Origin of the sequence: Enterococcus sp. HMSC072F02, from assembly GCF_001837725.1 — a bacterium.
In the GTDB taxonomy this organism is placed as follows: domain Bacteria; phylum Bacillota; class Bacilli; order Lactobacillales; family Enterococcaceae; genus Enterococcus_B; species Enterococcus_B lactis.
Genome location: NZ_KV833927.1, coordinates 21,444 through 42,894, shown reverse-complemented (window position 1 = coordinate 42,894; position 21,451 = coordinate 21,444). Strand labels below are relative to the sequence as shown.

The window sequence follows — 21,451 nt, the reverse complement described above, 5'->3', positions numbered from 1 at the left end:
AATGATGTTCCCCTCTAATCTTAGTATGTTTTCGCTAAAAGCGAACATTCATTGCTTCGTTTGTATAGACTAAAAATAATATATGTTTTTTATCCATTCGTATAAATTCTCTTTTTGCTCTTGATTTTTTCGCTTAATTGAGTTAAATTACATAGGGCGCTAAAAAAAGCCCTGATTAAATTAATAATGTTCGTGTTTTACTGGATGTGAACATCAGGAGGATAATGTAATGAAAGTATTTGATTACGAAGATATTCAATTAATTCCTAATAAATGTATCGTAAATAGCCGTTCTGAATGTGATACAACGGTCACATTAGGTAAACATACATTCAAAATGCCAGTAGTGCCTGCCAACATGCAGACGATTATTGATGAAACGATTGCAGAATTCTTAGCGGAAAATGGTTATTTCTATATCATGCATCGGTTTGATGAAGTAGCCCGAATTCCGTTTATCAAAAAAATGAAAAAGCGCGGATTGATTACCTCAATCAGTGTTGGCGTCAAGAAAGAGGAATATTCCTTTATAGAGAAGTTGGCAGAAGAATCGCTAAATCCTGATTATATCACTATCGACATCGCACATGGACATGCTAACTCAGTTATTGATATGATCCAGCATATTAAAAAATATTTGCCTGAAACTTTTGTGATTGCCGGTAATGTTGGTACACCGGAAGCCGTCCGTGAATTGGAAAATGCGGGTGCAGATGCAACAAAAGTCGGGATTGGTCCAGGAAAAGTATGTATTACAAAAATCAAGACAGGCTTTGGAACTGGAGGCTGGCAACTGGCCGCTCTTAGATGGTGTGCGAAAGCAGCTCGTAAGCCGATCATCGCTGACGGTGGGATCAGAACACATGGCGATATTGCAAAATCTGTCCGTTTTGGAGCGACAATGGTTATGATTGGCTCATTGTTTGCCGGTCACGAGGAATCTCCTGGCGAAACAAAAGTCGAAAACGGAATTGTATATAAAGAATACTTTGGTTCTGCTTCAGAATTCCAAAAAGGTGAAAAACGAAATGTTGAAGGAAAGAAAATCTGGATCCAACATAAAGGATCTTTGAAAGATACACTAGTGGAAATGCAACAAGACCTTCAGTCATCTATTTCGTATGCTGGAGGAAGAGATCTGGAATCCATTCGGAAAGTTGATTATGTCATCGTGAAAAATTCGATTTTTAATGGAGATACGATCTAAATAATGAGTAAAATATCAGCGGAAGGTTCATAACAGAACCTTCCGTTTTTTATGTTTTGCAAAAAAAGCTTTTCTTTTTTCTCGTAAATTCGGTAAAATCAATAGAAAGAATGGACAACAGAAAAGAGAGGACTATGTGGGGAAAAGTAGAGAAAAAACAAGGACCGATTTATCGTCAAATCATGGAACAGATCATGAGAGAAATCGAAAGTGGAAGAATCAATCCTGGAGATCAACTTGAATCGGAACGAAAACTAGGGCAATTTTTTGGTGTAAATCGTTCCACCGTTGTTCATGCATTGGAAGAACTTAGAGAGCTTGGCGTATTAACAAGTAAACGTGGTAGCGGTTGGTTCGTCAATCAGACTGAATGGGGGAAATTCGCCGTTCCAAGAATCGATTGGCGAAAAATGATCTCACCTCGCTATGAACAGACGGATTGGTATGAACAAAAAATAAAAGAAGCAAAGCAGAGCCAAAGAACATTGTTCCTTGACTTATATGCGAGTGAGATGCCAGATGAGCTTTTGCCGAATTTTGAGTTTCCTTCTTATTCTCTTGAAGAAATCTTAGTGGAAGAAAAAGAAATGGATCTTTTAGGCTATACTCCGTTACGTAACAAAATCAAACAGTATTTGGAAAGTAAATTTGAACTGACCTTTTCCCTAAACCAGCTTCTGGTGACTGGTGGTGGTCAGCAAGCAATCTTTTTGATCTTACAAACGATTCTTTCTGCTGGAGAGGGGATAGCTGTAGAGTCACCTTCTTTTTTTTACCGATTACCTCTTTTCAAAGCTTCAGGAACGCGTTTATTTGGGATACCGATGGATGAAGAAGGGATCGACTTAGAAAAACTGAAAGAATCGATCCATAAAAATAAATTGAAAGCAGTGCTGATCAACCCCAATTTTCAAAACCCTACAGGAAAAGTGATGAGTCAAAAGCGACGAGAAAAGCTAGTAGAATTGTGTCGGCAGTATCGGCTTCCAATTATTGAAGACGATGTATTTACGGACCTTTCATTTCTAAACCAAGATGAAGTTCTTCCTATACGAACGATTGATCCGGATAATGTATTATATGTCGGTTCGTTATCTAGAATTTTAGGAAAAACAACGAAAATCGGTTGGTTGATCGGACCAGAGGCCTTTATCTCGCAACTAGCTAAAGCGCAAGAAATGATGGAGTTTTCGATGAACATCCTTACACAAATCACGGCCGCTAATGTATTTGATGAAGCAATTGATTTGAAAATGTTGGATGTAAGAAAAAAATTGAAAGAAAAAAGCCAACTGATAAGCATTTGGGCGGAGTCTCAATCGTTTTTCAAGCTTCATTCGATTTTAGGTGGTTATTATGCTTGGATCACTTGGGATGGAAAAAAGCTGGACCCCCAACTAGCAGAAAAAGTAGTAGATTTGGGTCTAGGAATCGCACCAAGTCTACTTTTTGGGCAAGATATAAATGGAATCAGAATCAATTACAGTCGTCTAGATGAAGCCAACATATCGTTGTTTTATTCAAAGATGAAAATTTTAGAACAGTGGTTAACAGAATAATTTCACAAAGTAAAAAGATTAAAGAATATAACAGCTGGGATTTAAATTTCCGGCTGTTTCTTTTTTTTCGTAAAAAGAAGACGAGGCAAAGTATTAGAGAAAAATACACTCTTTGTATAGCCATTCACGATGTCTTAAGAAAATAAATAGTTGCAGCAAAACTGTATAACACCAGCGTTTCTAAATAGAAACAGATCATTGCAAGTTTGATTAGAAAATAGAAAAAACACAGCCTAAATATAAAACGCTTTCCTCATTGTGATTATATTCACTAAAGCTGTTAATATGCGGATTGACATAATTTCCTTTCATCGTGAAAATTTGTGCTTTTAGCTTGTATTTCTCATAAATCCATGATAATTTATTAATGAAGACGGTTAAATAGTGATACAGTTTTATTCGCTGTTTCAATCGCAGAATGAAGAGATTTTCTTATAGATGAGAGAGGAATGTGTGACAAATGGCAAACAAAAAAGCACCGATCGACTTCCAAGCACTGCTAGATGAAGTCAATGCAGATTTCCCAGTATATCAAGCACTTGATCAAGATGGAAACGTAGTTAACAAAGATTTAGTACCTGATTTATCCGATGATGAACTCGTTGAATTAATGACTCACATGGTATGGTCTCGTGTATTAGACCAACGTTCCACAGCGCTGAACCGCCAAGGACGCCTAGGCTTTTTTGCACCAACTGCAGGACAAGAGGCAAGTCAGCTGGCCAGCGCGTATGCATTTGATAAAGAAGATGTTCTTCTTCCAGGTTATCGAGATGTCCCTCAACTAGTAAAACATGGTTTACCTTTATCACAAGCATTTTTATGGTCTAGAGGACATGCTGCAGGTAATTCTTATCCAGAAGAATTGAAAGCTCTACCACCACAAATCATCATCGGTGCACAATATGTACAAGCAGCCGGTGTTGCATTAGGTTTGAAGAAACGCAACAAGAAAAATGTTGTCTTCACTTATACTGGTGATGGCGGTTCATCACAAGGTGATTTTTACGAAGCAATCAATTTCGCTGGCGCTTACCATGCAAATGCTGTGTTTTATATCCAAAACAACGGGTATGCGATCTCTACACCTCGTGAAAAACAAACCGCAGCAAAAACACTTGCACAAAAAGCTGTCGCAGCTGGGATTCCAGGTATTCAAGTCGATGGAATGGATCCGCTTGCAGTGTATACTGTATCTAAAATGGCACGGGAATGGGCGATCAGCGGAAATGGACCAGTCCTAATCGAAACACTGACTTATCGTTACGGACCCCATACACTATCTGGGGACGATCCAACACGCTACCGTACAAAAGACACAGATGACGAATGGCAGAAAAAAGATCCATTGATCCGCTTCCGTAAATATCTGACGGAAAAAGGACTTTGGTCTGAAGAAAAAGAAGAACAAGTGATTGAAGCAACTAAAGAAGAAATCAAAGCAGCTATCGCAGAAGCCGACAAAGTTCCAAAACAAAAGGTTTCAGATTTCTTGAAAAACATGTTCGAAGTATCTCCACAATCAATCAAAGAACAAATTGCAATTTATGAAGCGAAGGAGTCGAAATAATCATGGCACAAAAAACAATGATCCAAGCAATCACCGATGCCTTAGCACTTGAACTAGAAAATGACGAGAATGTCGTTGTTTTTGGTGAAGATGTTGGGAAAAACGGAGGAGTTTTCCGGGCAACTGAAGGATTGCAGGAAAAATTCGGAGAAGACCGAGTATTCGATACTCCTTTAGCTGAATCTGGAATCGCAGGGTTGAGTTTTGGGCTTGCGTTGGAAGGATTTCGTCCAGTTCCTGAAATCCAATTCTTTGGTTTTATTTTCGAAGCAATGGATGAAGTAGTAGCTCAAATGGCTCGTACAAGATATCGAATGAGCGGTACTAGAAATCTACCAATCACGATCCGTTCACCATTTGGTGGCGGTGTTCATACACCAGAACTGCATTCAGATAATTTAGAAGGTTTGATTGCCCAGTCTCCTGGTATTCGAGTAGTGATCCCATCAAATCCTTACGATGCAAAAGGACTATTGATTTCTTCTATTAGAAGTAACGATCCAGTTGTTTTCCTAGAACACATGAAACTATATCGCTCATTCCGAGAAGAAGTGCCGGATGAAGCTTACGAAGTTCCTTTGGACAAAGCAGCAGTTACTCGTGAAGGAACAGATGTATCTGTTATCACATACGGGGCAATGGTGCGTGAAGCAATCAAAGCAGCAGATAATCTTGCAAAAGAAAATATCTCTGTTGAAATCATTGATCTTCGTACAGTTGCGCCATTAGATGTAGAAACGATCATTCAATCCGTGGAAAAAACGGGTCGCGTAGTCGTTGTCCAAGAAGCACAACGACAAGCGGGTGTTGCTGCGCAAGTAGTTTCTGAGATCTCAGAACGCGCTATCCTTTCATTAGAAGCCCCAATCGGACGAGTTTCTGCACCTGATACAGTCTTCCCGTTTGGACAAGCAGAAAATGTTTGGTTACCAAACGCAAAAGATATCGAAGACAAAGTAAAAGAAATCGCGGAATTTTAAGAAAAGAAGGGACGAAACAAAGTCATGGCTTATCAATTTAAATTGCCGGATATCGGTGAAGGAATTGCAGAAGGTGAAATCGTCAAATGGTTCGTCAAACCAGGAGATACGATTAATGAAGATGATACATTATTAGAAGTTCAAAACGACAAATCAGTAGAAGAAATCCCCTCACCTGTAACAGGAACGGTTAAAAATGTCATTGTTCCAGAAGGTACAGTAGCAAATGTTGGGGATGTATTGGTAGAAATCGATGCACCAGGACACGAAGACAATGAAGGGGACAGTGGTGTAGCCGCAGAATCCCAAACTCCAGCTAACCCGGCTGCTGAACCAACTGTTGATACAGGATCAGCTGGATCGTCAAGCGAAGGAGTCTTCCAATTCAAGTTACCGGATATCGGTGAAGGAATTGCAGAAGGTGAAATCGTCAAATGGTTCGTCAAACCAGGAGATACGATTAATGAAGATGATACATTATTAGAAGTTCAAAACGACAAATCAGTAGAAGAAATCCCGTCACCCGTAACCGGGACAGTTAAAAACGTGATTGTCCCAGAAGGCACAGTAGCAAATGTTGGGGACGTGTTAGTAGAAATCGATGCTCCTGGACACAATGGTGCACCATCAACTAGTGCGCCATCAGCTGAAGCACCAAAAGAAAAAGTGGAAACATCAGGTTCAGCAAGTGTCGTTGAAGCTGCCGATCCAAATAAACGTGTATTGGCTATGCCATCTGTTCGTCAATTTGCCCGCGAAAAAGATGTAGATATCTCACAAGTAACTGCAACTGGAAAAGGTGGCAGAGTAACAAAAGAGGACATCGAAAACTTCTTGACAGGTGGTCCAAGCAGTGCACCAGCGAAATCAGTAGCGCCAGAAGCGGCAGCGCCGAAAGAAGCAGCTGCTGCAGCAGAAAGCAAACCAGCTGCAACAGCAAAACCATTCAAGTCCAACTTAGGAGATTTGGAAGAACGTGTAGCAATGACACCAACACGTAAAGCTATTGCTAAAGCAATGGTCAACAGTAAGCATACAGCTCCACACGTGACATTGCATGATGAAGTAGAAGTGTCTAAACTATGGGATAACCGGAAACGATTTAAAGAAGTTGCTGCTGCAAATGGTACGAAACTTACTTTCTTGCCATATGTCGTGAAAGCTTTAACAGCGACTGTGAAGAAATACCCAGTATTGAATGCATCTATCGACGATGCAAACCAAGAAATCGTTTATAAACATTACTACAATATCGGTATTGCAACTGATACGGATCACGGACTATATGTACCAAATGTGAAAGATGCAGACCGCAAAGGAATGTTTGCTATTGCAGACGAAATCAATGAGAAAGCAAAATTAGCTCATGACGGCAAACTATCTGCAGAAGATATGCGCAATGGAACGATTACGATCAGCAATATCGGATCTGTAGGTGGCGGTTGGTTTACACCAGTCATCAACTATCCAGAAGTAGCTATTTTAGGTGTAGGAACGATTGCACAACAACCAATCGTAAATGCTGAAGGCGAAATCGTTGTCGGTCGTGTGATGAAACTGTCATTAAGTTTCGATCACCGTATCGTAGATGGAGCAACTGCGCAACAAGCAATGAATAATATCAAACGTCTTTTAGCTGATCCAGAGCTATTAATGATGGAAGGATGATAAACAAATGGTAGTTGGAGATTTTGCTGTAGAATTAGATACAGTTGTAATCGGTGCGGGACCTGGTGGCTATGTAGCTGCCATCCGCGCTGCTGAAATGGGACAAAAAGTAGCAATCATTGAAAGAGAGTATATTGGCGGTGTTTGTTTGAACGTCGGCTGTATTCCTTCAAAAGCACTGATAGCTGCAGGACACCATTATCAAGAGTCACTAGATTCTGAAATGTTTGGAGTAACTAGTGAAAATGTCAAACTAGATTTTGCGAAAACACAAGAATGGAAAGAAAACAAAGTTGTTCATACGTTGACTTCTGGTGTTGGTTTCCTATTAAAAAAACATAAGGTTGAAACAATCGAAGGAGAAGCGTTCTTCGTAGATGATCACACACTACGCGTCATTCATCCAGATTCAGCTCAAACTTATTCGTTCAATAACGCAATCATCGCAACAGGTTCCCGTCCAATCGAGATTCCAGGATTTAAGTTCGGAGGACGTGTGTTAGATTCTACTGGCGGATTAGCATTGAAAGAAGTACCTAAGAAATTTGTGATCATCGGTGGCGGTGTGATTGGTGCCGAATTGGGCGGAGCGTACGCAAACTTAGGAGCAGAAGTAACGATCCTTGAAGGCTCACCACAAATTTTACCAACTTACGAAAAAGATTTAGTAAAATTAGTAGAAGATGATTTCAAGAAAAAAGGCGTAACAGTCGTAACGAATGCAATGGCGAAAGAAGCAGTCGATAACGGCGACAGCGTGACAGTGAAATATGCAGTGGATGGGAAAGAAGAATCCGTTACTGCTGATTATGTGATGGTCACTGTAGGTCGTCGTCCGAATACGGATGATATGGGCTTAGAACAAGCAGGCGTCGAAGTAGGAGAACGAGGATTGATCATGGTAGATAAACAAGGACGTACGAACGTACCTAATATCTATGCCATCGGTGATATCGTTCCAGGGGCGGCATTAGCACACAAAGCCAGTTATGAAGCAAAAATCGCTGCTGAAGCAATCTCTGGCAAAAAAGTAGCTGTAGATTATAAAGCAATGCCGGCAGTAGCCTTTACTGATCCTGAATTGGCTTCTGTAGGTATGACGATCAAAGAAGCAAAAGATGCTGGTATCGAAGCAAAAGCATATAAATTCCCATTTTCAGGGAACGGTCGAGCATTATCGCTTGGTAAAACAGAAGGATTCATCCGTCTAGTTACGACGATTGAAGATAACGTGCTGATTGGTGCACAAATCGGGGGAGTCGGTGCAAGCGATATGGTTTCTGAATTAGCTTTAGCAATCGAATCAGGAATGAATGCTGAAGATATCGCCTTGACGATTCATCCGCATCCATCTCTTGGCGAAATCGTCATGGATGCTTCGGAATTAGCATTAGGCTTGCCAATTCATATTTGATTTGAATAATATAGGCGAAACGCAACTGAGAAATCAGTTGCGTTTTTTTCTTTTTCTGGAAAATAATGGTACGTATTTTTATTACATAAACTGATATCATAAAAAATAAACAGAAATATTTGAGTAATGTAATCCATCAAATGGGAAAGAAGGAAGTTAGAAATGAAAATTCCAGGAACTGAGGTAGGCGCAAGCATCCAAATTGACCCATCGTTATCACTTGATCAACAACCACAAATAGAACAGATTAGACAATTGATTCGTAGAACTGAAGAGCGCTTCTTTGATCATTTGTCTGATTTGTTTGACGCAGATTCCGAGAAATACGCAAAGATTGAAACTATCATGCTCCGAAATGCTAATATCGATGGACCTTCTTTGCTCGAGGTACTTGAGCGTAAAGGTAAAGGAATTGAACGAAGCCAAGTAGTATTTGCAGATGATTCTGAATTGATTTGGTATAAAAAAAATACGATTATAGCGCTTAGAGAACAATCTGATATAGAAGCAAGTAATACATTATGGGAAACATACGCTAAAAATCAAGATCATACCCTTCGTGAAATCATGAACCCTAGCTTTGATAAACTTATCAATGAAGAAAAAATTTTTATAAATAATGGAGTACAAGAAAGGCTAAGAAGGAAAGCAGAACGTCAAATGGAAGAAAAAAACAAAAACGGCCAGACAATCCGAGTGATTAACTCTCAATTACTCGCCAAGAGTAGAAAAACAAGCAATCTTACACGTGATCATCTAAGATAAATCAAGTTTTTTTGGAATTAATACGAAGAAACTCAATAATAGATAAGAATGATAAAAAGGAGTAAGTTTTCAGTCTCCTTTTTTATTTCTTTTTTATTATCAATAATTTAATTATGTAAACTTGTGATACGACTACTTCTTGGTTTATTACCGTCTCCTATGCTACACTAAAGAAGAATATGAAATAGGAGAGTTGAAGATGCAAGAATATCAGTATCCACTTGATTTAGACTGGACAACAGATGAAATGGTCATTGTAATGAAGATGTGGGAAGATCTGGAACGTGCGAACGAAAAAGGGATAAACAATGAAGATTTTTTGAAGACCTATCAGCAGTTCAAAACAGTTGTCAAATCCATCGGAGAAGAAAAACGATTGGGTCGGGAATTTGAGAAAGCTTCCGGGTACTCCTTATATCGTACAGTGCAGCAAGCAAAAAAAAATCCAAACAAAACTTTGAGAATGAACGGGTGAGATAAATGGAACAGATGATTGATCATATCAAATCCTGGCTAGAAGAAGCTGGTGAGAAAATCCAATCTTCTCAACAAACATTAACGATCTCGCAAAAATCAAATCGAACGGATCTAGTGACAAATGTTGACCGTAACATCCAGAATTTTCTAATCGAAAAAATCCATTCCTATGATTCAGAGGCGAAAATATTGGCAGAAGAAGAAGGGTATAATCAACTAGCAGATCTTGATGGAAGAGTCTTTATCATTGATCCTATTGATGGCACATTGAATTTCGTGATTGAAGGGGAAAATTTTTGTATCATGCTCGCTGTTTATGAATCCGGCGTTGGAAAACTTGGTTTCATTTATGACGTCATGAGAAATGAGCTTTTTTGGGGTGGAAAAGGAATAGGTGTTTACAAAAATGATAAACCAATGCCTAAACCAGCAAATAAATCTTTATCAGAAGGCTTACTTGGTGTGAATAGCTATCTTTTCGGTCATAATAAATATGGAATCCGAGAGATTGCGGAAAGCAGCATGGGAACACGTATGTACGGGTGTGCAGGTCTTGAACTAGCCGCAATCTTGAAAGGAAACCATATTGCTTACATTTCGAACCTCAGTCCTTGGGATTATGCAGCGGGAAATGTCTTATTGGAAGAGTTTGGTATGGTAACAAGCGGTCTTTTTGGCACTCCATTGACCTTTGATAAAAGGGAATACTATTTAGCAGGGACTCCTTGTGCATATGCAGAAATCGCAGACCTTTTGAAAAAAGAAGGCTGAAAAAAGGTAGAAAACATTCACAAAGATGATAAAAACGGGCAAAAGATTAATTTTCTCGAAAAAATGAAAACATTTTACTATATTTCATGAAAAAAGTCTGCTATAATTAGCAGTCGAGTAAAATTTGCCCTGTCATAAAGAACCAATAAAAAAGGAGTTAGTTACATTGAATTATAGAAACGATATCCGTAACGTCGCAATTATTGCCCACGTTGACCACGGAAAAACAACATTAGTTGATGAACTGTTAAAACAATCAGATACATTAGACGCACATACACAATTGCAAGAACGTGCGATGGACTCAAATGCGCTAGAAAAAGAACGTGGTATCACGATTTTAGCCAAAAACACAGCTGTAGACTATAAAGGAATTCGCGTAAATATCATGGATACTCCAGGACACGCGGACTTCGGTGGCGAAGTAGAACGGATCATGAAAATGGTTGACGGCGTCGTGTTGGTCGTAGATGCATATGAAGGAACAATGCCTCAAACACGTTTTGTATTGAAAAAAGCATTGGAACAACATATCACACCAATCGTTGTCGTAAACAAGATTGACAAACCTTCTGCTCGTCCTGAGCATGTCGTTGATGAAGTACTTGAACTATTCATCGAATTGGGAGCAGATGATGATCAGTTAGACTTTCCTGTGATTTATGCGTCTGCACTGAATGGTACGTCAAGCTTATCAGACGACCCTGCAGATCAAGAACCAACAATGGCACCTATTTTTGACACGATCATTGAAAAAATTCCTGCTCCTGTCGATAATAGCGACGAACCATTACAATTCCAAGTTTCATTACTTGACTACAACGATTATGTAGGTCGTATCGGAATCGGACGTGTATTTAGAGGAACAATCAAAGTAGGCGACCAAGTAGCATTAATTAAATTAGACGGAACAGTTAAGAAATTCCGTGTAACGAAATTATTTGGTTTCTTTGGACTAAAACGTCTAGAGATTCAAGAAGCAAAAGCTGGAGACTTGATTGCTGTCTCAGGTATGGAAGACATCTTTGTCGGTGAAACAGTTACTCCTGTGGATCATCAAGATGCGTTACCTATCCTTCACATTGACGAACCAACATTGCAAATGACTTTCTTAGTTAATAATTCGCCATTTGCCGGTCGTGAAGGTAAATATGTAACTGCTCGTAAAATTGAAGAACGTTTGATGGCAGAACTTCAAACAGATGTATCTTTACGAGTTGAACCAACAAACTCTCCAGATGCTTGGACTGTTTCTGGTCGTGGAGAATTGCATTTGTCTATCTTGATTGAAAACATGCGTCGTGAAGGATACGAATTGCAAGTATCTCGTCCAGAAGTTATTGAAAAAGAAATCGACGGTGTAAAATGCGAACCGTTTGAACGCGTACAAATCGACACACCAGAAGAATATATGGGTAGTGTCATCGAATCCTTGAGCTTACGTAAAGGTGAAATGCAAGATATGGTCCATACAGGAAACGGACAAATCCGTTTGACATTCTTGACCCCTGCCCGTGGTTTGATCGGTTATTCAACTGAATTCCTTTCAATGACACGCGGTTACGGAATCATGAACCATACTTTTGATCAATATTTGCCAATGCTTCCTGGTCAAATCGGTGGACGTCACCAAGGTGCGCTTGTTTCAATCGATACCGGAAAAGCAACGACCTATTCTATCATGAGTATCGAAGAACGCGGTACAGTCTTCGTAGAACCAGGTACAGAAGTATATGAAGGAATGATTATCGGAGAAAACAGCCGTGATAATGATTTGACTGTCAACATCACGAAAGCAAAACAAATGACAAACGTACGGTCTGCTACTAAAGACCAAACATCTGTTATCAAAAAACCAAAACAATTGACGTTGGAAGAATCTTTGGAATTCTTGAATGATGATGAATATTGCGAAGTAACACCAGAAAGCATTCGCTTGAGAAAACAAATTTTAGAGAAAAATGCTCGTGAAAAAGCATCTAAAAAGAAAAAATAATCTGTAAAAGGATGAAGAGAGAAACCAGCTTGTTATAAAAAATAGCTGGTTTCTTTTTTTGTCCAACTCATTTCTGTGGAGAAGTCATCGTTGTCAATGGACATAAATTCAGAAAATACGCCAAAAGACATTTTAAAGACTTTTAAAGAACTTAACTCCGACGTGTTTTTGTTTCATATCGCACTTATGTTTCACGAGAGGGCCGACTTGTCCTTCGGTGAAAACCGAAGTAAAATGGCAAGGGAAAGGAGCGGGAAGATGAACGACTTATTAAAACAATACTTTGGTTATGATAAGTTTAGACCTGGTCAAAAAGAAATTATCCAGAAAGTCATTGATCAGGAAAATGTATTAGGGATCATGCCTACCGGAAGTGGGAAATCAATCTGTTACCAGCTTCCATCTTTACTATTAGATGGGCTTACTGTGGTTGTATCCCCTTTGATCTCTCTGATGAAGGATCAGGTGGATGCAGCAAATCAATTAGGTGTACCCGCCACTTTTATCAATAGCTCGTTAGATGATTACGAAACAGCTAGGCGCTTCCAAGAAATCGATAGGCAGCAGTATCGTTTACTTTATATTGCTCCAGAACGTTTTATCATGCCGGATTTCATTCAAGCGATGAATCGATGGAACGTCTGTATGATTGCCATTGACGAGGCGCATTGTATCTCTCAGTGGGGGCATGATTTCCGTCCAAGTTATTTACAAATGGCGAAACAGCTAAATCAACTGCCAAATCGACCTGTTATTGTTGCACTGACAGCTACAGCAACTATACAAGTAGCCGCTGACATAAAACGACTTTTAAAAATCCCTGACGGCAATCACATCCAGACTGGTTTTGAACGGGAAAATCTCCGCTTTCAAGTAGTGAAAGACCAAAAAAAAGAACAGTATCTAGTCGAGTATTTGAAAATCAACAAAAATCAATCTGGTATTATTTATGCAGCGACGAGAAAAGAAGTAGACCGAATCTATCATTTGCTTAAAAAATTTGGATTTTCTATAGGCAGATATCATGGTGGCCTAAATGAGAATGAACGAACGGCAATGCAAGAGGCCTTTTTATACGATCGCTTACAGCTAATCGTAGCGACCAATGCATTCGGCATGGGCATAAATAAAAGCAATGTCCGTTTTGTTATCCATTATCAAATCCCTGGCTCTCTAGAAGCATACTATCAGGAAGCTGGTCGTGCGGGAAGAGATGGTCTTTCCAGTGAAGCCATCCTGCTTTTCGCTCCTCAAGATACTCAGGTCCAAAAGTTTTTTATCCAGCAGTCCCAAAGAGAAGAGGAGCAAAAGCAAAAAGAATATGAAAAATTAAAAGCGATGACAGAATACGCGTATATAGAATCCTGTCTTCAGCAATACATCCTAAACTATTTTGGCGAGACAAGCAGTCCGTGCAATCGTTGTGGTAACTGTTTAGATGATAGAGAAATAGTAGAAGTAACGACACAAGCACAGATGGTCCTTTCTTGTTTGAAACGTATGGGGGAGAATTATGGCAAGCAGATGCTAATGAAAGTCTTAGCAGGATCGAAAGAACAAAAGCTGCGAGCCTTAGGGTTTGAACGTTTATCTACCTATGGACTGATGAAAAATCAATCGCAAAAAGAAACGATGCAGTTGATTGAATATTTGATATCGAATGGCTATCTTCTGACCGTTGATGGAGAATATCCTATCTTGAAAGTAACAGAAAGAGGGATCCAAGTATTAAAAGGACAAGAAGCTGTTTATCGAAAGGAACCCAAGAAAGTCCAGCAGCTGTCGGATGAAGAGACCGATACACTATTTGAAGTGTTGCGGGAACTTCGAACGGATCTAGCATCAGAAGCAGGCGTTCCCCCGTATGTCGTATTTTCAGATTCCACCTTGAAAGAAATGAGCCGAATACGTCCATCAAGCAGACTGGAGATGCTTCAGATAAAGGGAGTTGGTCAAAGCAAGCTTGATAAATACGGAGAAGCCTTTTTATCTCGGATAAAAAATATGGATCCTAATGTTCTGGATAAGCAAGAAGGACCATTACGTAAAAATGAATAAAAACAACTGGTTAAATCTGTTTTTTTGCTCCCTATGAAAATGAAATATGTTATAATTGAGGAATTAGAACGGGAGGTAAGCACAGATGGATTCTTTGTCGAAAAAACTTGCGATCCAAGTATTAAATGATGAAGCAGAACGGATCAAACGATTAATCCGAAACCAAAATAACAGTCTCTGTATCTCGCAATGCAAAGCCTTCGAAGAAGTGGTAGATACACAGATGTACGGTTTCTCCCAGCAAGTCGGGTTTGCTGTTCGTATAGGAGTAATCGAAAAAAACGAGGGGAAGCTGATGTTAAGTGAGCTGGAACGAGAATTGAATCAGTTATACAGTGAGGTTTACCAAGAAAATTATGATAAAAAAGAAGTTGGCAAGGAGGAATAGACTTGCCTAAGAAAGTAAAAAAAAGGCATCTATTAGACTATAGTATCTTGATTCCCTATTTGATTTTATGTGTTTTGGGTTTGATCATGGTATATAGTTCTACGTCGTATCTATTATTAGAAAACGGACAAAATCCGTCCGCATCAGTCATTAACCAAAGTATTTTTTGGGTGCTCAGCTTGATTGCTATCGCACTACTCTACAAAATGAAAACAGATGTTTTGAAAAACCAGCGTTTAATCATGGCAGCCATCGCAGTTTTGACGATTTTGCTGCTAATCGTTGTGTTTTTCGGTAAAGAAATCAATGGTGCAAAAGGTTGGCTTCAAATTGCAGGATTTTCGATCCAACCTGCCGAATACCTAAAGATTATTTCTATCTGGTATCTGTCTCTGACTTTATCAAAAAGGCAAAACAGTGTACAAAAAGATTTCCTAGGGACTGTAAAACGTCCACTTGCAATGGTTATCGGACTGACTGCTTTGGTCGCTATCCTTCCCGATTTTGGGAATGCGGCAGTTATCTTTTTGATTATTTTGGTTCTGCTTTTAGCCAGCGGAGTCAATTATGTGTATACTTTGATTGTAGGAGTAGGCGGTTTTTGTTTAAGTACTTTTACGATCTGGCTAATCAATATTACAAACGGAAAAATCTTGCCTGGGCGTTTACAGTATATCTATAATCGCTTTGCTATTTACCAAAATCCTTTCTCGGATGAATTAAATAAAGGCCATCAATTAGTTAACGGCTACTATGCCATGTTCAATGGCGGGTTATTTGGCAGAGGGTTAGGTAACAGTATCCAGAAAAAGGGATTTTTACAAGAAGCACAAACCGATTTTATCTATGCAATCGTAGTGGAAGAGCTCGGAGTGATTATGGGGATTTTGATATTAGCGTTGCTATTCTTTATGATCGTGCGCATTATTCTTGTAGGGATTCGTTCAAGAGATCCGTTCAATTCGCTTTTGTGCATTGGGATCGGCGCAATGTTTTTGATCCAAGTGTTTGTCAATCTGGGAGGAATCACTGGTGTCATTCCTCTGACAGGGATTACATTCCCATTCTTAAGTCAAGGAGGATCCAGTTTGCTGATGCTTTCGATCTGTGTCGGCTTTGTCCTTAACATTAGTGCGGATGAAAAACGCAAGAGCTTAGGTTTATAATAAAAAAAGATGTAGGAGTGGTTCGATGAAAAAAGTTTTAGTTGCTAACAGGGGTGAAATTGCTGTACGTGTATTTCGTGCTTGTACAGAATTAGGAATTAAAACTGTTGGAATCTATGCAGAAGAAGATGAATATTCCGTACACCGTTTTAAAGCGGACGAAGCATATTTAGTAGGACAAGGAAAAAAACCGATTGATGCGTACCTAGATATTGAAGGAATCATCTCGATCGCGAAAGAATGCGGGGCTGATGCCATTCATCCTGGTTATGGTCTTTTATCGGAAAACTTGAATTTTGCGCAACGGTGCGAGGAAGAGGGCATCACTTTTGTTGGACCCAAACTGCATCATTTGGATATTTTTGGAGATAAAATCAAAGCAAAAGCTGCAGCCATCGAAGCAGGAATTGCCTCAATTCCAGGTACAGATGGTCCAATCGCTTCTGTAGACGATGCATTGGAATTTGCTGAACGATTCGGTTATCCGATTATGATCAAGGCAGCTCTAGGCGGCGGAGGTCGCGGAATGCGTGTGGCTCATGATGAAAAGAGTGCAAGAGAAGGTTACGAACGTGCAAAAAGCGAAGCAAAAGCTGCCTTTGGTAGCGATGAAGTGTATGTTGAAAAATACATCGCCAATCCTAAGCATATCGAAGTACAGATTCTTGGTGACACACATGGAAACGTCATCCATCTTTTCGAAAGAGACTGTTCTGTTCAGCGTCGCCACCAAAAAGTAGTAGAAGTAGCGCCTTGTGTCTCTATGAACGAACAGCAACGTCAAAAAATTTGTCAGGCAGCTATCCAATTGATGAAACATGTTGGGTATGTCAATGCGGGTACGGTAGAATTTCTTGTTGAAGGAGATGATTTTTACTTTATCGAAGTCAATCCTCGCGTCCAAGTGGAACATACGATCACAGAAATGATTACAGATATTGATATCGTGACAACGCAACTATTGATTGCCCAAGGGCTAGATTTGCATAAAGAAATCGGATTGCCTCAGCAAGAAGAAATCAAATTGAATGGGTCAGCTATTCAATGCCGAATCACTACGGAAGACCCGTTGAATAACTTTTTACCAGACACAGGAAAAATTGATACGTATCGTTCACCTGGCGGATTTGGCGTACGTCTGGATGTAGGGAATGCTTACGCTGGCTATGTGGTGACGCCGTATTTTGATTCATTGTTAGTAAAAGTATGTACGCATGGCGCTACTTTTGAAACAGCCATTCAGAAAATGGAACGTTGCTTGAAAGAATTCAGGATCCGTGGAGTAAAAACAAATATTCCATTTATGCTAAATGTCATCACACATCCTGAATTCCAATCAGGAAATGCAAAAACAACTTTTATCGATAGTACAGCAACATTATTTGAATTTCCTCGACTACGAGACCGCGGAAATAAAACGATGAAATATATCGGTGAAATTACTGTCAATGGTTTTCCAGGTATCGAAAGTGGCGAAAAACCATTTTATGAAGAACCACGTATGCCTAAAGATCTAATCACAAGAACTGATTACGTAACGGCTAAGAACGTATTAGATGCAAATGGTGCCGATGCTTTGGTCGAATGGATCAAAGGACAGGAAAATTTATTGTTGACGGATACGACATTTAGAGACGCCCATCAAAGTCTGCTAGCAACTCGTGTTCGGACAAAGGATTTCAAGCAGATTGCACGCTTAACGGGAGAAGGTCTTCCTGAACTCTTTTCAAGTGAGATGTGGGGGGGAGCAACATTTGATGTGGCTTACCGCTTTTTGAATGAAGATCCTTGGCAACGATTGAGAAAAATCCGTTCTTTAATGCCTAATACATTGCTGCAAATGCTTTTCAGGGGATCAAATGCCGTTGGGTATTCTAATTATCCTGACAATGTACTGGTGGAATTTGTCAAAGAAGCAGCAGCACAAGGGATTGATGTTTTCCGAATCTTTGATAGTCTGAACTGGACTCCTCAAATGGAAAAAAGTATCCAAGCTGTACGGGATACTGGTAAAATCGCAGAGGCAGCCATCTGCTATACTGGCGATATCAACGATCCAAGCCGAGCAAAATACAATGTTCAGTATTATAAAGACATGGCAAAAGAACTAGAACAATTGGGTGCGCATATCATTGCAATCAAAGATATGGCTGGATTGCTTAAACCGCAAGCAGCTTATCGCTTGATTAGTGAATTGAAAGAAACGACGGATCTGCCAATCCATCTGCATACTCATGATACTAGTGGAAACGGGATTATCACTTATTCCGCTGCTTCAAAAGCAGGAGTAGATATCGTTGACGTAGCAATGAGTGCAATGAGTGGGAACACGAGTCAGCCTAGCATGAGCAGCTTGTATTATGCGCTGGTCAATGGGCCACGGCTGCCAGAAATCACAATTGAAAATGCACAGAAATTGAACCATTATTGGGAAGATGTGCGTATGTATTACAAACCATTTGAAAATGGCTTGAATGCTCCTGAAACAGAAGTATATATGCATGAGATGCCAGGAGGACAGTATTCGAATCTGCAGCAACAGGCAAAAGCTGTCGGACTAGGTCATCGCTGGGATGAAATCAAACAAATGTACCATACTGTCAATTTGATGTTTGGCGATATCGTTAAAGTAACTCCATCATCTAAAGTCGTAGGAGATATGGCACTATTCATGGTCCAAAATGATCTCACAGAAGAAGACATCTATGAAAAAGGCGAAACACTAAGTTTCCCTGAATCTGTAGTAACTTTCTTCCAAGGAAAACTAGGGCAACCAGTCGGCGGATTTCCTGAAAAACTGCAAAAGATCATTCTTAAGGGCAGACCCGCGTTGAGTGAACGTCCAGGTCTATTGGCGAAATCAGTCGATTTCAACGAAGTGAAAAAAGAATTGGCAGAAAAAATCGGCTATGAACCAAAACAAGACGAAGTATTAAGTTATTTGATGTATCCGCAAGTCTTTTTGGACTATCAAAAAGCGTACAATCAATTTGGCGATGTTACATTACTGGATACACCAACATTCTTCCAAGGGATACGTTTAGGTGAAACAATCAATGTACAAATCGAACGTGGAAAAACGCTTATCATTCGTTTAGATGAAATCGGAGAACCCGATATCGAAGGAAATCGCGTACTGTTCTTCAATTTGAATGGGCAAAGACGTGAAATCACTATCAAAGATAATTCAATCATCAGTGCGGTCCAAACTCGATTGAAAGCTGAACCAACAAATCGTGAACAAATCGGAGCAACGATGTCTGGTTCTGTGCTTGATGTATTAGTGAAAAAAGGGGATAACGTCAAAAAAGGCGACACGTTGATGATTACTGAAGCAATGAAAATGGAAACAGCCATCGAAGCACGTTTTGACGGAGAAGTCGCACATGTATATGTATCTTCAGGAGACACGATTTCATCTGGCGACCTTTTGATTGAAGTGACTGAAAAATAATAAGTGAAAGGTGGGGAAATATGAAAAGACTGGGTTTGTTTTGGCTGATTCTGCTATTAGTTATTGCGGCATTCTATATGGAACCAGTCTTGTTCCCGCCAAAACTTGAAGTGAAGGAAAACTCTGATCAACAACTCTCAAATCAAATGACAACGTGGAAATACCAGGAGCTTAAAGCAACTGGTTTTTCTACTTATATTGGAAAACCGATCGAACAGCTAGAAAAAGATTTTGGACCATCCTATGATCGATTAACTAGTGGGTTTGGTTTTGAAACAAGATATTATGAAAACAAAGCCAGTCATCTCACTTTTGAAGTGAATGTCCAAGATAGCATGGTCACAACTGTTAAAGTACTGCAAACAGGACCTGCTGATATCACGCCGTTTTATTTAGGGATGACGATGCAGGACCTAACAAAGCTCACGACTATCTATACTAATTTCACTTTTGAGTATCATGACACAGAAGTTGGAATCGAACTGATGGAAGAGGATATGAATTATCGTCCACTGATTGCTTTTGATAACGACACTTTTGCTATTTTGTTTTTTGATCAAACAACTAACGGTCTGTTTTCAGTTGTATATTTAGATAAAGATAGTCTTTTGAAACTTTTACCGTATCAAGTGTTTGGTGAAGGTCTCCCACATTATGAAGCAGATAAATCGGCTGACTGGGAATCGATCAATCGCGGTAAAGAACGAAAAAGTACGACTTTACTAAACATGCTTAGAAGAGAAGACGAACTTCCTATATACAACCAACCACTTGCCTTTCAAAACCACAGTCGGCTGCTGCTACATGATTTCTTGACAAAGCCTGAAGAAATCTTGTCAGACGAACGTATGGCTGATTGGCAAAAATCGCTAGGTAGTGGACAAACGATAACGAAATTTTCCTTGACGAATGATGAATTGGAGAAGTTAATCAGTAAACAGAAATTAGAAAATACTAGTGGACTGTTTATTCATCCAGCAATCGACGCTACTTTTTCGTTTTTATATTGGTACAGCGATCCATATAATCATGACCGCTTTATGGATCCGGGAACGGATTCATTAGGCATTGCTTTTTCTAAAGAAAATATGTTAGTCTTATTGCAAGAAGAAAACGGAGAAAGTAGTGATAGCAGTGATCGTTAATGAAGAGCTGTTTCAACTGGAGGATCAATGCCTCCGAGTCGCTGAAATGATAAAAAAGAGTAAAACGATGGCTTCTTATTTCAAACATAAACAATCAATGAAAGAATCTGCAGAAGTCTGCCAATTAAAAGAAGCGTTCCTGTCGCAGAAAAAGGTGTTTGAAAATGTAGCGGCATACGGTGAATATGCACCTGATTACCGTGAAAAAAAACGTGCTCTTCGAAAAGCAAAAAGACAGCTTGATCTGAATGAGCATGTCGCAGCTTTTAGGTATAGTGAAACACAGTTACAAAGTCTGTTGGATCAAATTGTCCAAGCACTTGCTGAAGAAGTTTCTAATGAAATCAAGATAGATGCAGGTAGTCCGTTCTTTGAAACGAAAAAACACTTTGGATGCGGAGGGAATTGTCATGCAAGTTGACAATAGTGAATTTGAAATAATAAAACGACGCGGGCTGATCGTATGGGTCTACAGCTTAAAACAATTAAAGAATCTAAAAAAGTTCGGCTTGTTGCATTATGTCTCAAGAAAAATGAAATATGTCGTTCTTTACTTGAATGAAGAGACATTTGAAGAGACAGAAGAACGAATCCGTAAATTACATTTTGTTCGAAACGTAGAACGTTCTTACCGACCAGATATCGAAATGAATTTTGCTGATAAAATAGGTAATAAAACGGTATTAAAAGAAGAAGGTTTCGAAATCGAAGAGCTGAATACAGAAATCCGATTAGCTGAACATCTTTAAAAATCTCTTATGAGCAGTTTTTTAATAGAAAAATAACTTGGACAACTATCAAAAATTGATCATTGTCCAAGTATTTTTTTGTCT

At 39.4% G+C, this 21,451-nt stretch carries 17 protein-coding genes; all 17 read left to right on the top strand.

Annotated elements, in window-relative coordinates:
* Positions 1-229: 229 nt before the first annotated feature.
* The 17 genes from guaC to HMPREF2731_RS03345 all read left to right on the top strand — a co-directional run bounded on the left by guaC (position 230) and on the right by HMPREF2731_RS03345 (position 21,367).
* On the top strand, positions 230-1,207 hold the full coding sequence (gene guaC / locus HMPREF2731_RS03425) for a GMP reductase (protein ID WP_002313834.1): 978 nt from the start codon (positions 230-232) through the stop codon (positions 1,205-1,207).
* A gap of 134 nt (positions 1,208-1,341) precedes the next feature.
* On the top strand, positions 1,342-2,766 hold the full coding sequence (locus HMPREF2731_RS03420) for an aminotransferase-like domain-containing protein (protein ID WP_002320073.1): 1,425 nt from the start codon (positions 1,342-1,344) through the stop codon (positions 2,764-2,766).
* A 460-nt stretch (positions 2,767-3,226) separates the two neighbouring features.
* The gene (gene pdhA / locus HMPREF2731_RS03415; protein ID WP_002292209.1) at positions 3,227-4,336 is read left to right on the top strand and encodes a pyruvate dehydrogenase (acetyl-transferring) E1 component subunit alpha; all 1,110 of its coding nucleotides are present in this window, start codon (positions 3,227-3,229) and stop codon (positions 4,334-4,336) included.
* Between the two features lie 2 nt (positions 4,337-4,338).
* Positions 4,339-5,316 (top strand): alpha-ketoacid dehydrogenase subunit beta, encoded by a 978-nt coding sequence (locus HMPREF2731_RS03410; protein ID WP_002292208.1) that lies wholly within the window; start codon positions 4,339-4,341, stop codon positions 5,314-5,316.
* Positions 5,317-5,340: 24 nt separating this feature from the next.
* On the top strand, positions 5,341-6,984 hold the full coding sequence (locus HMPREF2731_RS03405) for a dihydrolipoyllysine-residue acetyltransferase (protein WP_002313832.1): 1,644 nt from the start codon (positions 5,341-5,343) through the stop codon (positions 6,982-6,984).
* A 7-nt stretch (positions 6,985-6,991) separates the two neighbouring features.
* Complete coding sequence (gene lpdA / locus HMPREF2731_RS03400) at positions 6,992-8,398, top strand: dihydrolipoyl dehydrogenase (RefSeq protein ID WP_070872330.1); 1,407 nt, start codon at positions 6,992-6,994, stop codon at positions 8,396-8,398.
* Positions 8,399-8,560: 162 nt separating this feature from the next.
* A complete protein-coding gene (locus HMPREF2731_RS03395; protein WP_002309457.1) occupies positions 8,561-9,163 on the top strand; it encodes a hypothetical protein in 603 nt (200 codons plus the stop codon).
* Positions 9,164-9,362: 199 nt separating this feature from the next.
* Complete coding sequence (locus HMPREF2731_RS03390; protein WP_002313830.1) at positions 9,363-9,638, top strand: UPF0223 family protein; 276 nt, start codon at positions 9,363-9,365, stop codon at positions 9,636-9,638.
* 5 nt (positions 9,639-9,643) lie between these two features.
* Positions 9,644-10,411 carry an inositol monophosphatase family protein gene (locus HMPREF2731_RS03385; RefSeq protein WP_002313829.1) on the top strand — a complete coding sequence of 256 codons (768 nt, stop codon included), beginning with the start codon at positions 9,644-9,646 and terminating at the stop codon, positions 10,409-10,411.
* A gap of 166 nt (positions 10,412-10,577) precedes the next feature.
* Positions 10,578-12,407 (top strand): translational GTPase TypA, encoded by a 1,830-nt coding sequence (typA, locus tag HMPREF2731_RS03380; protein ID WP_002292204.1) that lies wholly within the window; start codon positions 10,578-10,580, stop codon positions 12,405-12,407.
* A gap of 258 nt (positions 12,408-12,665) precedes the next feature.
* Positions 12,666-14,465: a DNA helicase RecQ gene (gene recQ / locus HMPREF2731_RS03375; RefSeq protein ID WP_070872328.1), complete on the top strand. Its 1,800-nt coding sequence runs from the start codon at positions 12,666-12,668 to the stop codon at positions 14,463-14,465.
* Between the two features lie 85 nt (positions 14,466-14,550).
* Positions 14,551-14,853 (top strand): Fpa/YlaN family protein, encoded by a 303-nt coding sequence (locus HMPREF2731_RS03370; RefSeq protein ID WP_070872326.1) that lies wholly within the window; start codon positions 14,551-14,553, stop codon positions 14,851-14,853.
* Positions 14,854-14,855: 2 nt separating this feature from the next.
* A complete protein-coding gene (locus HMPREF2731_RS03365; protein WP_002309450.1) occupies positions 14,856-16,019 on the top strand; it encodes an FtsW/RodA/SpoVE family cell cycle protein in 1,164 nt (387 codons plus the stop codon).
* Between the two features lie 25 nt (positions 16,020-16,044).
* A complete protein-coding gene (locus HMPREF2731_RS03360) occupies positions 16,045-19,473 on the top strand; it encodes a pyruvate carboxylase (RefSeq protein ID WP_070872324.1) in 3,429 nt (1,142 codons plus the stop codon).
* A gap of 20 nt (positions 19,474-19,493) precedes the next feature.
* Positions 19,494-20,618: a CAP-associated domain-containing protein gene (locus HMPREF2731_RS03355; protein WP_002309448.1), complete on the top strand. Its 1,125-nt coding sequence runs from the start codon at positions 19,494-19,496 to the stop codon at positions 20,616-20,618.
* Positions 20,599-21,039 (top strand): YlbF/YmcA family competence regulator, encoded by a 441-nt coding sequence (locus HMPREF2731_RS03350; RefSeq protein WP_002313826.1) that lies wholly within the window; start codon positions 20,599-20,601, stop codon positions 21,037-21,039. Before HMPREF2731_RS03355 ends, HMPREF2731_RS03350 begins: the two co-directional genes overlap by 20 nt.
* Complete coding sequence (locus HMPREF2731_RS03345) at positions 21,029-21,367, top strand: YlbG family protein (RefSeq protein WP_002309446.1); 339 nt, start codon at positions 21,029-21,031, stop codon at positions 21,365-21,367. The genes HMPREF2731_RS03350 and HMPREF2731_RS03345 overlap by 11 nt, the downstream gene beginning before the upstream one ends.
* Positions 21,368-21,451: the final 84 nt, after the last annotated feature.